Here is a 14,390-nt window from a genome sequence, read left to right as displayed (position 1 = left end):
GATCGGCATGTTCTGAAGGGCATGGCGGAATGGACATGCTTTCTCGGGCAGGTCCTGGCGAACATGCCCGAGAGGTCAGGCGTCGTCGTCGCGGCCGGATTCCTGGCGCACGCCGAGGGCCTCGGCCTTGCGGGCCTCGGCGCGGCGGCGGGCCTGGTAGAGGCGCACGCCCTCGACGGTGATCTGGCCGACCTGCGGGGCCTCGGGGGCGCGCGGCGGGGCGGCGGGCTCGCTCGAGACGGCGGTGCGGGCGGCGCCGTGGCGGCGGAATTCCTCGCGCCAGGAGGAGAGGGTGCGATCGGAGACGGTGGGGTCGCTGGGGTCGTCGAGGATCGCGCGGACGATCGGCTCGGGGTCGACGAACTGCGGCGCGAGCTCGGCGGGGTCGTAGGCGCCGCCGCGATCGAACAGGCCGCCGCAGATCGGGCGCAGGCGACAGGCGCCGCACGCGGGCGCGTAGAGGTGGCCCCAGGCGGTCTGGCGCACTGTCTGCTTGTCGTCGAGGAAGTGGACGACGCGCTCCTCGCCCTTGACGATCTTGCGCGTCTCGGTGCTGGCCCACGCGAACTCGCCCATGTAACACAGCGGGACCTTCTCGACCCGGAAGGTGCGGCCGCTGGCGTGGAGCAGCCGCATGGCCCGCGCGAGCGAGAGCTCGAACTGCTCGAGCCGCGGGACGAACTCGGCCTGGTTGACCTCGGCGCGGCCCATCGACGGATCGAGGTTGTTCCACACGAAGTGGCGGACGTACGGGTGGTGGGCGAGGAAGTGGCGGACGTTGCGATCGAGGTGATCGGCGTTGAGGCGGTTGATGACGCAATTGACGTGGACGTCGACGCCGACCTCGTGGGCCCGATCGAGGGCGGCGAAGGCCCTGTCGAGGGTGCCGGCGGCGCCGCGCAGGCGCGCCTCGATCTCGGGGACGACGGAGTAGATCGAGACGTGGACGCGACGCACGCCGGCGTCGGCGAGGGCGCGCGCGAAGGCGGGATCGGCGAGGCGGGTGCCGTTGGTGATCAGGCGGACGTCGAGGCCGCGGCCGCTGGCGTAGGCGGCGATCGCCGGCAGCTCGGGGTGGAGGGTCGGCTCGCCGCCGGTGAGGATGACGCCGAAGTAGTCGCGCGCGACGAGGTCGTCGACGAGGGCGCGCATCGACTCGAGGGTGTGGACGTACGGCGTGGCCGGGTTGCTGCAGAACCCGCAGAAGTGATTGCAGTGGCGGACGACCTGGATGTAGCCGAGGTTGGCCATCAGCGACCACGCAGCGACATGGCGATCTTGAGGATGTCGGTGAGCACGCCGGCGGCCGTGACTGCGCCGCCGGCCCCGGCGCCCTGGACGAGCAGCGGGTAGGCGCGGTGGCGGTCGGTGGTGAAGGCGACGAACGCCTCGGTGCCGCGCAGGCGGGCGGCGGGGTGATCGGGCTCGACCTCGACCGGGCCGACGCGCACCGCCGGGACGCCGGCGGGCGGGGATGGATCGATCTGGGCGAGGTAGCGGAGGACGCGGCCGCCCTGGCGCATGCGCTCGACGCGGGCGGCGAAGGCGGCGTCGTGCTCGGCGAGGGCGAGGAAGAACCGCTCGAGGTCGTCGTGGCCGAGCGCCTCGGAGGGGGCGAACGGCTCGATGGCGACGGCGTCGAGGTCGAGCTCCATGCCGAGCTCGCGGGCGAGGATCAGCGCCTTGCGGGCGACGTCGAGGCCGGACAGGTCGTCGCGCGGGTGCGGCTCGGTGTAGCCGCGGGCGCGGGCGTCGCGGACCGCGTGCGACAGCGGGACGCCGCGCGACAGCTCGCCGGCGAGGTAGCCGAGGGTGCCGGAGAAGCTGCCCTCGATGCGGACGATGCCGTCGCCGGTGCGCACGAGGCTCTTGAGGGTGTCGATGACCGGGAGGCTGGCGCCGACGGTGGTCTCGTACTCCCAGCGGCGATGCCGCTTTCGGGCCATGTCCATGAGGCCCTGTCGGATCGGCCAGGGCGCGGCCAGCGGGCGCTTGTTGGCGGCGACGACGTGGATCCCGAGCGAGAGGGCGGTCTCGTAGAGCGCGGTGGTGTCGTCGGCGGTGCAGTCGACGAGGATCGGGACGGGCAGGCGGCGCAGGCGCTCGAGCAGGGCCGGGATGTCCGGAGGGACATGTGACTCCTGCAGCCGGGCCTCCCAGCGCGCGAGCGCGATCCCGGCGGGGTCGAACACGGCGCGCTTGCTGTCGGCGACGCCGGCGAGCTTGATGAGGACGTCCTGGTCGCCGGCGAGGGCCTGCTGCTGGGCGGCGAGCTGGTTGAGGAGCTCGCGGCCGACGATGCCCTTGCCGAGGACGAGGAGGTTGACCTCCTGGACGGCGAGGTTGAAGGCGGCGTGGACGGTGCGCACGGCGGTGGCGGTGTCCTCGCCGTCGATGACGGCGGAGATCGAGCGCTCGCCGGCCCCCTGGGTGCTGGCGCGGACGAGCACGCCGATCTGGCCGAGCGCGCCGAAGAACCGGCCGGCGACGTTGGGGGTGCGGCCCATGGCCTCGCCGACGAGGGTGAGGAGGGTGACGGGCTCGCGCACGCGGATCGGCGCGAGCTCGATCGGCTCGCCGTCGGGGTTGCGGCCGAACTCGGCGGCCAGGGCGGCCTCGGCCCGCGCGGCGTCGTGGCGGGCGACCGCGACGGCGAAGGCGCGGTCGCGCGGGGCGGAGGTGCCGACCCACACCGGGATGCCGGCGTTGGCGAGGGCGCGCAGGGCTCGCTCGCCGATCCGCTCGTGGCCGAGGCGCCGGCGGGTCTCGAGGTCGAGGAGCGCGAGGTCCTCGGTCGAGACGACGCACACCGGGTGCCGCTCGTCGCGGGTGCCGACGGCGTCGATGAGGGTGCCTGGATCGTCGGGGCGGGCGGTGTTGCGCACGCGCAGCGGGATCTGGGCCTCGATCAGCGGCGACATGGTGCGCGGGTGGAGGATCATGCCGAGGTCGCCGAGCTCGAGCGCCTCGGCCTGGCTGAGGTGCGCGACCGGGTATGCCTCGAGCACGAGCTCCGGATCGGCGGTCATGACCCCGGAGACGTCGGTCCAGATCTGCAGCTCGGCGGCGCCGAGGATCTGGGCCAGCAGGGCGGCGGTGTAGTCGGAGCCGTTGCGGCCGAGGGTGGTGGTCCGGCCGTCGCGCGTGCGGCCGAGGAAGCCGGTGTGCACGCTGACTGCGCCGCTCCACGCGGCCGCCAGCGCGCCGAGCTGCAGCGCCGAGGCGGCCAGGTCGGGCGTGGCCTGGCCGAAGCGGTCGTCGGTGACGGTCCAGTCGCGCGCGTCGACGCCGACGGCCGCGACGCCGCGCGCGGCCAGCAGGCTGCGCACGACCAGGACGCTGGCCCGCTCGCCGAACGACAGCGCGAGGTCGCGGGTCTGCAGGGTCCGCTCGCGCACGAGGCCGACGCCGAGCAGCAGCTGCCGCAGCGGGCGCATCAGCTCGGCGATCGCAACGGACAGGTCCTCAGGGACATGTTTCAAGAGACCTGCGCGATCGAGCCTGTCCGTGAGGTCACGTGCGACGTTGACGACGAGCGCCTCGATGGCGTCGACGTGGGGGTCGCCGGGCAGGCCGGCGGCGGCCGCGTCGACGGCGGCGATCAGGCGGTCGGTGGTGTCGGCCATGGCCGAGACGACGACGGCGACCGGGCCGTCGTCGCGCTCGCGGGCGATCAGGTCGAGGGCCTGGAACAGGCGCTCGGCGGCGCCGACCGAGCTGCCGCCGAACTTCATCACGCGGAACGGACGGGCCTGGCCAGGTTCGTGCTGCGGCGTCATGCGCCGGCAGGATATCGGAAGCGGACCCCGACGGGCAGGCGGCGCCGCCGACGGCGTGTGCCGCGGTTGCCGCCCGCGGGCCTGGAGACTAGCGCCGCCGGTCCTCGGCCCGCGTGCGACAGATGTGGTCCCACAGCGTCAACGCCTCGCCGAAGTTGACCTCGGCGTTGGCGTGGTGGCGGTTGTGGAACGCCGAGGTGTTGACGAACAGCCGCGGCAGGGTCGCCTCCAATGCGCGGAAGGTGACGCCGCAGTGCAAATAATAGTTGAGCAGGACGAATCCCACGACCAGGCCGACGTAGGTCGGGCCGAAGTGGGTCGCCCACGGGAACGCGACCAGGATGATCGGCCAGAAGGTCATGACCGACTCGATCGGGCCGACGGCGAAGCCGGCGAACGGGGTGGGGTCGCGGTAGACGTGGTGGCCGCGGTGGAACGGGAAGAGGAGGCGCGTGTGCAGCAGCCGGTGCTTCCAGTACAGCCAGGCATCGAGGACCAGGACGCCGAGCAAGGTCTGCCAGACCACTGCCGACAGGCCGCCGGCCTCGGCCAGCGACCACACGAGGCCGATCGGCTCGCCGGCGTCGGCGCGCGCCATCGGCCAGGCGGCGAAGCAAGCGGCGACCCACGCGGCCAGGGCGGTGTCGCCGGCGCTGCGGCCGATCAGCGGCGAGCGCCGCCGCGGGCCCTGGATCCGCTCGCCCCGGCGCGCGGCGAACACCGTGGCCGCGCCCGCCCCGAGCAGGATGAGGCCGCCCACCGCGGCGAAGACGAGCAGCAGCGACTTGTACCAGAGGACAGGTCCTTGAGGACAGGCGAGGCCGGCGGCGGTGATGAGCAGCACGACGCCGCGATCGACCGCCCCGGCGAAGCCGCGGCCATGGCTGGAGAACACGGAGGCGTCGGCGGCAGGGCGGAGGAGGTCGGTCAGGCGCGGCATCTTCGCGGCACCAGTGGAGAAGATCGGGAGCGGGCTGTCCAGGGGGGTTGTCCGCGCGGTCGGGCAGACAGGGCTCGTGCGGTCGCGGCCGGTCGCCCGCCCCCACCATGACGTGACGTCGACGCCGGTCGCGCGCGGAGGTCGTGGCGCCTGCCGGCGCTCGCTCGCCGTCCCGCGCCGGCTCGCGCTGGCCCGCCGGATCACCGGTGTCGGGCAGCACTCCTCGCGCCATGGACTGCCGTCTCGCCGAGGTCGCGGCGCCTTGGAACATCGGATCTCGCGTCGCGCCCGGACGCCGCCGACGCGGCTGCGTCGCGCGGCCGCGGCCGTGCTTGACGGTCGGCCGGCGTGTGCCACAGTTGCCGCCCGACGATGCACATTCTGGTCACGGGCGCGACGGGGTTCGTCGGACGGGCGCTGGTCCTCCGATTGCTGCGAGACGGCCACCACGTGCGCGCCTGGGTGCGCTCGCCGCGGCGCGCGGCCGACCTGCTCGGCGCGGAGGTCGAGCTGGCGGCCGCGGGCGACGAGGCGGCGCTGGTGCGCGCGTTGACGGGCTGCGAGGCGGTGATCCACCTGGCGGGCGAGTCGGTCGGGGTCGGGCGGTGGACGGCGGCGCGCAAACGTGAACTTTGGGACAGCCGCGTGGCGCTGACCGAGATGCTGGTCCGGGCGATCGCGCGGGCGGAGCCGCGGCCGCGCGTGCTGGTGTCGGCGTCGGCCGTGGGCTACTACGGCGACCGCGGCGACGAGGAGCTCGAGGAGACGGCGCGGCCGGCCGACGACTTCCTGGGCTCGATGTGCCAGGCGTGGGAGGCGGCGGCCCGCGGGGCCGAGGCGCACGGAGTGCGGGTGTGCACGCCGCGGATCGGCCTGGTGCTCGGCCACGGCGGCGGGGTGCTCGAGGAGCTGCTGCCGATCTTCCGCGCCGGCCTCGGCGGGCCGCTCGGCTCGGGCGAGCAGTGGTTCCCGTGGATCCACCTGCACGACCTGGTCGAGCTGCTGACGACGGCGGCGACCGACCCGCGCTACACCGGGCCGGTGCTGGCGGTGGCGCCCCAGCCGGTGACCAACCTGTGCTTCTCGCAGGCGCTGGCAGAGTCGATCGGTCGCAAGGCGCGCCTGCCGGTGCCCCGCCTGGCGCTGCGGATCGCCAAGGGCGAGGCCGCGGACGCGCTGGTCGCCAGCCAGCGGGCAGTGCCGGCGCGTACCTTGGCGCTCGGGTTCAAGTTCCAGTTCCCGACGTTGCCGGCGGCCTTCGAGGACCTGTTCGGCGGCCGCGACCGGCCCCACTTCGCGCCGGCCGAGCTGGCGCCGTCCAGCCCGTACCTGGCCCGGCGCACGCCGACGACGGTGCTGCGGCAGTCGACCGTGGTGGCGGCGCCGAGCGCCGCGGTGTTCGCGTTCTTCGCCCACCCGGAGAACCTCGGGATCATGACGCCGCGCTCGGCGGTGATGTCGATCGTCACGCCGCGGCCGCTGATCGTCGAGCCGGGGCGCCACATCGACTACAAGCTCAAGGTCGGCCCGGTGCAGGTCCACTGGACCACGGAGTTCGAGCTGTGGGAGCCGAACCGCCGCTTCGTCGACGTGCAGCTGCGCGGGCCGTTCGCCGCCTGGTGGCACGAGCACCGCTTCGCGCCGCGCGAGGACGGCGGGACGGAGATGGACGACACGGTCTATTACCGCCCGCCGCTCGGGCCGATCGGCCGGATCGCCGACGCGCTGTTCGTGCGCCCGCGCCTGCGCGACATCTTCGAGTACCGCGCCCAGGCGATCCGCCTGCGCTTCGGCACCCATCCCGCCGGGGATGTCTCGTAGAGCATGTTCTTGCGGAAATGTCGCCAGGGACATGCCCGTACGGACATGTCCCGATGAGCATGCGCCTCAGAACACCGCGACCGCCACGGTGCCGAGGAACGGGGCGGGGCCCTCGCCGCACAGCGGCATGGGGGCGCCGTCGAAGGCGAGCTCGACGCCCGCGCCCGCGTCCGCCCAGCCGCCGAGGTTGCGCGGCATCGACTTGCCGGCGAACGGCATCAGCAGGACGCGCGCGTGGGTCTCCGCGTCCTCGGAGGCGATCGCCAAGGCGTAGCCGTCGCCGAGGCTGGAGGGGCAGATGCCGGCCTCGGAGACCTTGGGCTGGCCGGTCTTGCCGAAGGCGTAGAGGACGTCGACGAACGGCCCGGGCTTGTCGAAGAGGAGGTCGGTCAGCACGATCTTGCGATCGTGATAGTCGAACTTCCACTGGTCGGCCGCCGACTTGGTGGAGGTCATGTTGGCCGGGGTCCAGTCGGAATTCGACGGCGGCTTGAGCCCGAACCGCAGGTACTGCACGCCGTCGTGGTCGCGCAGGAGGACGGCGATCCGCTCGCCCGCCGCGCTGGCGCACGCGTCGAACCAGTCCGGGCCCGCGAAGTCCTCCTCGGCGGTGTTGGTCATGCGGAAGCAGGTGTCGAGCCGGCACTCCTTGGTGCACAGGGCGTCGAGCTCGGCGAACACCGGGTCGGTCGGGTCGCACTCCTCGCGGTCGGGCTCGAACACCCGGTTTTGGCACGAGGAGGTGCAATCATTGGAGCAGCCGTCGAAGTTGTCGTCGTTGGCGTCGTCGCACTGCTCCGAGGCCGTGACGACGCCGTCGCCGCACTTGGGGACGGTGCAGGCCGCCGTGCACTGGTCGTCGTCGACGCCGCCGCCATCGCACGCCTCGTGGCCGTCGTGGACGATGCCGTCACCGCACTCGGCCTCGGTGCACTTGTTGGTGCAGTCGTTGGTGTCGATGCCGTCGCCGTCGTCGCACGCCTCGCCGGGATCGAGGACGCCGTCGCCGCAACCGCTCGGGGCGGTGTCGTGGGTGTCGCTGCTCGAGGTGAGCGGCGGCTCGCTGCTGAAGGTGGTGCCGGGGTCGGTCCCGGTGCCGGGCTCGACCGTGGTCGGCAGGACGCCGGTGGTCGGCTCGCTGCTGGTCGTGAGGACAGGTTCGGTCTGGGCCTCGCTGGCGCTGATGCCGGCGCTGTCGCTGCCGCCGTGGGTGTCAGGGTCGAGGCCGAAGGCCGGGTTCGAGATCTGGCAGCCGCCGGCGCCGGCGAGGGCGGCGAGCCAGGCGCTGCGGTGCATCCAGGTCAGGCCAAGCATGGCGGAACGATACCAGGCAGAGGCGAGCGGCCACACGCCCGCGTGCAGACGGGTCGGAACCGCGGCGAGGGATCGTTGTCTCGGCGCCCGGAGGACGTGCGATGCGAGCGAGCGCGCTGCGAAGGATCGGTGAGATGGCGGTGTGCATGTCGGTGGCGATCACGGGGATCAATTGCGCCCCTCACGGCCACGAGACGATCGAACAAGTCGAAGATGAGCCGCAGGCGGGCTGGATGGTGTCCAGTCCGCCTGTTTGTTTGGAGCGCCGCGCGCCGCGGATGAGCACCGTCGACGCAGAGGATGAAGGAGCGCTCGACGCTGCGCTCGATCTCGCCCGAGGCGTGCTGGCGCTCGAGTCGTACGAGCAACCGCGGACCTGTCACGTGCAGCTGGCCGAGCGCCTGCGCTTCGAGTACGACATCGACTACCGCAACGTCGGCGCGTGCGGGGTCGACGAGGTGGTGGTCGGCCACGCGCGTGGGTACAACGCGATGATGCACCGCCACATCGCGGCGCAGCACGGGCCCGTGATCGAGGCGGTGGCCCGTGAGGTCGGGTGCCTCAGGGGCGGCTGAGCTGGGCCTTGATCACCTTGCCCATCGCGTTGCGAGGCAGGGCTTCGACGAACCGGACGTCGCGCGGGCGCTTGTGCGGGGCCAGCGCCCGAGCGACGTGGTCGATGAGCTGCTCGCCGAGCGGGGCGCGCGCCGGATCGCGGACGACCACGAAGGCGACGATCCGCTCGCCCAGGTCGTCGTCGGGCACACCGATCACCGCGACCTCGAGGACGTCGGGGTGTTCGAGGAGACAGGTCTCGATCTCGCCGGCGCCGATCTTGAACCCGCCGCTCTTGATCAGGTCCGTGGCGCGACGACCGACGATCCGGTAGGCGCCGTCGGGGGTGCGGGTGGCGAGGTCGCCGGTGTAAAACCACCCGTCGGCGTCGCGCACCGCGGCGGTGGCGTCGGGGCGCCCGAGGTAGCCGGCGAACACGCTGGGGCCACGCACTGCGATCTCGCCGAGAGTGGCGTCGTCGGCCGCGTCGAGCGGGCGCCGCTGGTCGTCGACGAGTCGGACCTCGACGCCGGGGAGGGGCGGACCGACGAGACCGGGGCGCGGCGGGCCCGAGGTCGGGACGGCGCACACGATCAGGGTCTCGGTGAGGCCGTAGCGCTCGTAGACGCCGCGACCGGTGAGGGCGGCGAGCCGTCGGTGCTCGCGCGCGGACAGGGCGGCCGAGCCCGAGATCAGGAGGCGCGCGGCCGCGAGCTCGGCGGCGACGGAGGGATCGCGCTCGGCCAGCTCGGCGAGGCGGACGTACATGGTCGGCACCGCGAACAGCATCCCGCCGCCGCGGACGGCCGCCGCGAGCGCGGCCGGGTCGAAGCGCGGCTGCCAGTGCAAGCGGCCGCCGATCCGCAGGCTGCCGAACAGGCCGAGGACGAGGCCGTGGACGTGGAACAGCGGCAAGGCGTGGACGACGGTGTCGGCGGCCGTCCACGCCCACGCGCGCGCCAGGCCGTCGATGTTGGCGGCCACGCCCGCGGCGGTGAGGACGGCCCCCTTGGGCGCGCCGGTGGTGCCCGAGGTGTAGATGAGGAGGAGCGGGCGGTCGTCGGCGCGGTCGAAGCTTCTCTGGCCTTCGGGGCATGCCTCTTCGGACATGTCTTCCACGATAGGCAGAGCGCGGCCGAGCGGGCCGTCGGGGCACTCGTCGGGGCGGGCGGCGAAGCAGCAGCGCGGGGCCGCGTCGGCGGCGATGTGGGAGCACTCGCGCTCGCCGAGCCGGGGGTTCAGCGGGACGGTGACGACGCCGGCGAGGGCGCCGCCGACCAGGGCGACGACGGTGCCGAGGTGCGGCTGGGTCCACACGCCGACGCGGTCGCCGGGGCCGACGCCGGCGCGGGCGAGCGCCAGGGCGTGGCGGCGCGCGGCGGCGAGGAGCTGGCGGTCGGTGTAGCTGTCTTCGCCGACGGTGAGCACCAGCCGGCCGTCAGGGTCCGCGAGGCAGGGGAAGAGGGGTTCCACGCCCGGATGCGTGTCGCAAATCCCGGCCCCGCTTGCAAGTCACTGCACCATGGGGACGTACGTGATCCACTCGCCGTCGGCGAGGTCGTACTGGCCGCAGCGCGGCAGCGTGCAATCGATCTCGGTCCCGGCGATCCGCGCCTCGTCGAGGCAGAGGGCGCCGTCGGCGGTCCACACGGCCTCGATCGCGGCCGGCTCGGCGGTGAGGCCCACCGTCCCCGTGACGTTCTCCCACTGGATCGGAGTGCCGTCCACGGTGTAGCTGTGACCGTCGCCGCAATAATCGGCGGTGATCATCTTGAGGGTCGCCTGACGCCGCGCGGGGGTGGTCTTGCTGCTCTGGGGGCCGTAGCCGAGGAGCGACAGCTTGGCCGCGGCCGAGCCGGCGCAGGCGATGCTGAACCACTGCTGCTCGGGGTCCGGGCGGACCTCCTTGGCGTCCATGTCGTAGGTCTCGCCGCCCAGGACCAGGGCGATCGGGGCCCGCGGCGAATTATGATACCCGGTGCAAACATTCCGCTCGATGTGATTACCGTCGATATAGACGAGGCCGTAGGCGTCGACGTCGGGCGCGCCGTCGGCCCAGCGGGCCACGCGATCGTGGGAGGCGATCATCACGGTAGCGAACGGCTGGCCGTTCAACCCCAGATAGAGGCGCGTGCCGACCAGGGCCGGGCCGGCGAGCACGGCGCCGCTGGCGTCGCGGAGGACGAAGGCGTCGCCGACGACGCCCAGCCGCTCGAACCCGCCGGCCGCGGCCGCAGGACCGGGCGCGACCTTCAAGAGCTGCAGCCCGGCCGCGTTGGCCTTCCCCCCGAGGTGGAGCTCGTGGATCGAGCCGCCGAACACCTCCGCGGCATTGAATCCGCACTGCCAGATCGGACAACTCGAGCCCTTTTCGCCGATTCGAGGATTGATGACACCAGAGTCGTCCGCTATCAACGTCTTATCAATGTCACAGGCGGCGAGCAGTCCGCAAAAGCCCATCGTAGCGCGGATTCCATGACAGTTTCTTGATTTCACAACAATCCCTCCACCACCTCTCTATGCAGTGTCGGGCCGCTTTCAAGCCCGATCGGTGGATGGATGTGATCCGCGCCCACACTCGCCGCGTGAGCCGGTGTTTTCAGGGCGCTGCGCGGCGGTCGCTGCGACGCTCCGCGAGCACGCCGTCGAGGGCGCGGATCTCGGCGAGTCGCCACGCGTATTCGTCGCCGCCTTCGAGGTACCAGCGCATCGCCTCGGTGAGCAACGAACCGGCGCGGTCGAGGTCGTCGAGGTCGGGCCGCGGGGCGGCGAGCAGGACCTCGGCGAGCACGACGCGGGCGCGAGCCAGGCGCTGATCGACGAGGACGTCGCGGGCGGTCGCCTTGGCGGCGACCAGGCCGTCGACCGCGGCCCGCAGCGCCTCGGCGGCGCCCGCCCGATCGCCGAGCGCTCGCAGGTGCAGGCCGAGCACCAGCTCGAGCTCGGCCGCCTCGCGCTGGCGCCACCACGAGTCGCCCTGACGCGTGGCCAGGACCCGCCGCAGCTCGTCGACCGCGGCCTCGTGATCGCCGCCCTCGAGCGCGGCAAAACCCCTGATCAAGGCGACGTCGACGTTGCGGATCAGGTCGCCGTCGAATTCCTCGCTGGCGAGCAGCGCCGCGGCCTGCCGCAGCACCTGCTGCGATTCGTCGGAGTCGCCGGCCTCGCTGCTGTGATAGCCGAGCATGGCGAGGCAGCGCGCCCGCGGCACCGGATCGCCGGGGGCGAAGCGGACCAGCGCGTCGCAGCCGGGCCGCAAGATCCGGCGGGCGGTCTCGGGGTTGCGGATGTAGACGCTGGCGGTGATCCGGGCCTCGATCGTCTGCGGATGCGCAGGGCCCAGCTCGCGGTCGAAGATCCGCACCGCCTCGGTCATGTCGTGCGCGCGGGTGTCGCCGTCGTCCTCGAGGATGGCGACGTTGGTCAGGCTGTAGGCGATCTCGAGCGGCTCCTCGTTGCTGGCCCGCTTGACCCGCAACGCGTCGGCGTAGAGCTTGCGCGCGCCGTCGACGTCGCCGCTGGCGAAGGTGACGACGGCGGCGTTGTTGAGCAAGAGGCCCTGCAGGTGGCCCGGGTGCGACAGGCGCGAGATGAAGGCGCGGTAGTGGCCGAGGTCCTCGAGCGCCCGCGCGGCCCCGCCGGGCAGCCGGCCGCGCACGAACAACATGTGCGCCATGGCCTCGCCGGCGACGTCGTCGACCCTGGCCGCCAGCGCGGTGTGCAGCGCGGCCTGCAGCATCTCGAACTGCGGCTCGACCATGGCGGTGCGGTTGAGCGAGAGGCGGCCGCGATAGAGCAGGGCGCGCGCCAGCAGCGGCTCGTAACCGATGGCCTGGGCGTCGGCCAGCAGCTGATCGCCGAGCTCCATCGCCTGGGTGGTGCGGCCGATGTGCTCGAGGCTGACGACGCGGGTGAGGCCCTCCTCGACGTCGTCGACGCGGCGCTTGACGTCGGGGTCGTCGGGCGGGGCGACGTCCTCGCGGAGGGCCACGAGGTCGTTGCAGCGCTCGATGGCCGGGAGCTTGTACGTCAGCTCGAGCGCGTGGACGGCGACGCTCTGGTCGCGCTCGGCCAGGAGGGCGCCGGCCTCGGCCAAGGCGGCCTTGCGCTGGCCCAGGCAGGCCATGCGGCGATCGACGAGCTCGTCCGACTGCTCGCCGCGCCGCCGCGCCTCGCAGGCGTCGGCGTGCGCGCGCGACCACTCGTTCATGTAGGAGTCGAGCCGCTCGTTGACCTGCGGCCACACCTCGTTGATGAAGGCCGGCCCGGCGGCGACGAAGGCCTGCTCGGCGGCCCGCCGGCGCTCGCCGTCCCACACGCCGTGGATCTCGGCGGTGCCGTGGCTGCACGGGTCGATCCGCGGCTCCTGCGTCTTGGCGGCGAAGAACCCGGCGAGCGCGGCGGCGCCGGCGAAGGCGAGGCCGCCGAAGTAGGTGCGGCGGCTCAGCACGCGGTTGCGATCGAGCGCGCGCAGCAGGGCGTCGAGGCCGGAGAACCTGTCCTTCGAGTCAGGTCGGAGGCCGCGCAGGACGACGCTGTGGACCCACGCAGGCACCCGCGTCAGCCGCGGCGGGTCGCGCACCTCGCCGCGCGCGACCGCGTGGGCCAGCTCGTGCACGGTGTCGCCGGGGAACGGCAATTGATTGTAGAGGGCCTCGTAGAGCGAGACGCAGAAGGCGAACTGATCGGAGGCCGGACCGACGAGGCGGCCGCTGAACTGCTCCGGGGGCATGTACGCCGGGGTGCCGACGACCTCGCCGCCCTGCGTGACCTTGGCCGAGACCGCGTTGCGATCGCGGCTCAGCGAGCCGGTCGAGCGGGTGTGCTCGCCGCTGGCGTCCTCGCCGGTCTGGCACAGGCCGAAGTCGAGGACGCGGGCCCGGCCGTCCTCGCCGATCATGACGTTGCTCGGCTTGAAGTCGCGGTGGACGAGGCCGACCGCGTGCGCGGCGGCCAGGCCGCGCCCGGCCTGCACGAACACGTCGACGACCTCCTGCCAGCTCCGCGACTTGCTGGCCAGCCAGGTCTGCACGGTCACGCCGCGGATGAACTCCATGGCGACGTAGACATCGGCGCCGTCGGTGCCGACCTCGTGGACGACGACGACGTGGGGATGCGACAGCCGGGCCATGGCCTGGGCCTCGCGCAGCAGGCGGAGCTGGGCGCGCGCGCTGTGCTTCGGGTCCTGCGGGCGCAAGACCTTGATCGCTACCTTGCGATCGAGGCGATCGTCGTAGGCGGCGTAGACGACGCCCATGGCGCCGGTGCCGATCCGCTGAAGGAGGATGAAGCGACCGATCCGCCGGCTCAGCGCCGAGGCCTCGCCGGCGCGCGCGAGCAGCTCGATGTCCGGCAGCGGCTCGCTCGGGTTCAGGAGGGCGCGCACGCGGGCGAGCCGGGCGCCGGAGCCGTCGTTCGGGGCGTCGAGGGCGACGTCGGTCAAGACCTCGTCGTCGCCGTCGAGCGCGAGCGAACGGGCCAGCGCGTCGAGCAACGACTCCCACCCGGCGGTGGCCAGGCCGCGCAGGGACTCGACCTCGGTCTCGTTGGCCTTGCCCTCGTGCAGCGATCGCTTGAGGGCGCGACGGATCCGCCGCGCGGCCGGCAAGGCCAGCGTGAAGTCGAGGCCGCCGCGGCGAATGGCCCGCTGCACCAGGGCGGCCTCGGCGGAGCCGGTGAGCTCGTGCAGGAGGTCGGCCAGCCGCCGTGCGGCGCAGTCCTCTCGCGCCTGGTTGCGGGCGCTGCTGGCCGGCGGCCGGTCGATCATCGCCGCGACGAGGGCGATGACGAGGTCGCTGCGGCCGGCCCGACCGTGCGCCATGGCGTGCCCGGCCGCGACGCTGAGCAAGGCGTCGGCGTCCGGCGTGGGCTCCTTCTGGGCGAGCAACCACGCAGCTTGATCGAGCCGATGCAGATCGGCGCTGCTGAGCGACTCTCGCGGGCTCGGAGCGGGCAGGGACATCGGGCGGAGCAGCCCTTCA

At 73.1% G+C, this 14,390-nt stretch carries 9 protein-coding genes; 2 read left to right on the top strand and 7 right to left on the bottom strand.

All coding sequences use genetic code 11. The features are described 5' to 3' along the window. Positions 1-75: 75 nt before the first annotated feature. The 3 genes from O0S08_RS22345 to O0S08_RS22335 all read right to left on the bottom strand — a co-directional run bounded on the left by O0S08_RS22345 (position 76) and on the right by O0S08_RS22335 (position 4,719). Positions 76-1,251: a radical SAM protein gene (locus tag O0S08_RS22345; protein WP_269041237.1), complete on the bottom strand. Its 1,176-nt coding sequence runs from the start codon at positions 1,249-1,251 to the stop codon at positions 76-78. Next, complete coding sequence (gene thrA, locus O0S08_RS22340) at positions 1,251-3,779, bottom strand: bifunctional aspartate kinase/homoserine dehydrogenase I (RefSeq protein ID WP_269041236.1); 2,529 nt, start codon at positions 3,777-3,779, stop codon at positions 1,251-1,253. Before thrA ends, O0S08_RS22345 begins: the two co-directional genes overlap by 1 nt. A gap of 88 nt (positions 3,780-3,867) precedes the next feature. Beyond that, positions 3,868-4,719: a sterol desaturase family protein gene (locus O0S08_RS22335; RefSeq protein WP_269041235.1), complete on the bottom strand. Its 852-nt coding sequence runs from the start codon at positions 4,717-4,719 to the stop codon at positions 3,868-3,870. A gap of 372 nt (positions 4,720-5,091) precedes the next feature. On the opposite strand from O0S08_RS22335, the gene O0S08_RS22330 reads away from it, so the two are divergent. Further along, a complete protein-coding gene (locus O0S08_RS22330) occupies positions 5,092-6,540 on the top strand; it encodes a TIGR01777 family oxidoreductase (RefSeq protein ID WP_269041234.1) in 1,449 nt (482 codons plus the stop codon). Positions 6,541-6,606: 66 nt separating this feature from the next. Here the strand turns inward: O0S08_RS22330 and O0S08_RS22325 are convergent, their stop codons facing one another. After that, positions 6,607-7,854: a DUF4215 domain-containing protein gene (locus O0S08_RS22325; protein WP_269041233.1), complete on the bottom strand. Its 1,248-nt coding sequence runs from the start codon at positions 7,852-7,854 to the stop codon at positions 6,607-6,609. A gap of 101 nt (positions 7,855-7,955) precedes the next feature. On the opposite strand from O0S08_RS22325, the gene O0S08_RS22320 reads away from it, so the two are divergent. Continuing rightward, a complete protein-coding gene (locus O0S08_RS22320) occupies positions 7,956-8,429 on the top strand; it encodes a hypothetical protein (protein WP_269041232.1) in 474 nt (157 codons plus the stop codon). Here O0S08_RS22320 and O0S08_RS22315 read toward each other — a convergent pair. From O0S08_RS22315 to O0S08_RS22305, 3 genes are all read right to left on the bottom strand, one after another. Then, positions 8,416-9,882 (bottom strand): AMP-binding protein, encoded by a 1,467-nt coding sequence (locus O0S08_RS22315; RefSeq protein ID WP_269041231.1) that lies wholly within the window; start codon positions 9,880-9,882, stop codon positions 8,416-8,418. The genes O0S08_RS22320 and O0S08_RS22315 overlap by 14 nt on opposite strands. A 39-nt stretch (positions 9,883-9,921) precedes the next feature. Next, the gene (locus O0S08_RS22310; RefSeq protein ID WP_269041230.1) at positions 9,922-10,731 is read right to left on the bottom strand and encodes an ADYC domain-containing protein; all 810 of its coding nucleotides are present in this window, start codon (positions 10,729-10,731) and stop codon (positions 9,922-9,924) included. A gap of 277 nt (positions 10,732-11,008) precedes the next feature. Beyond that, positions 11,009-14,371 carry a serine/threonine-protein kinase gene (locus O0S08_RS22305; protein ID WP_269041229.1) on the bottom strand — a complete coding sequence of 1,121 codons (3,363 nt, stop codon included), beginning with the start codon at positions 14,369-14,371 and terminating at the stop codon, positions 11,009-11,011. Positions 14,372-14,390 lie beyond the last annotated feature (19 nt).

Origin of the sequence: Nannocystis punicea (assembly GCF_026965555.1) — a bacterium.
Lineage (GTDB): Bacteria > Myxococcota_A > Polyangia > Nannocystales > Nannocystaceae > Nannocystis > Nannocystis punicea.
This window is presented reverse-complemented; position numbering and strand designations above follow the sequence as displayed.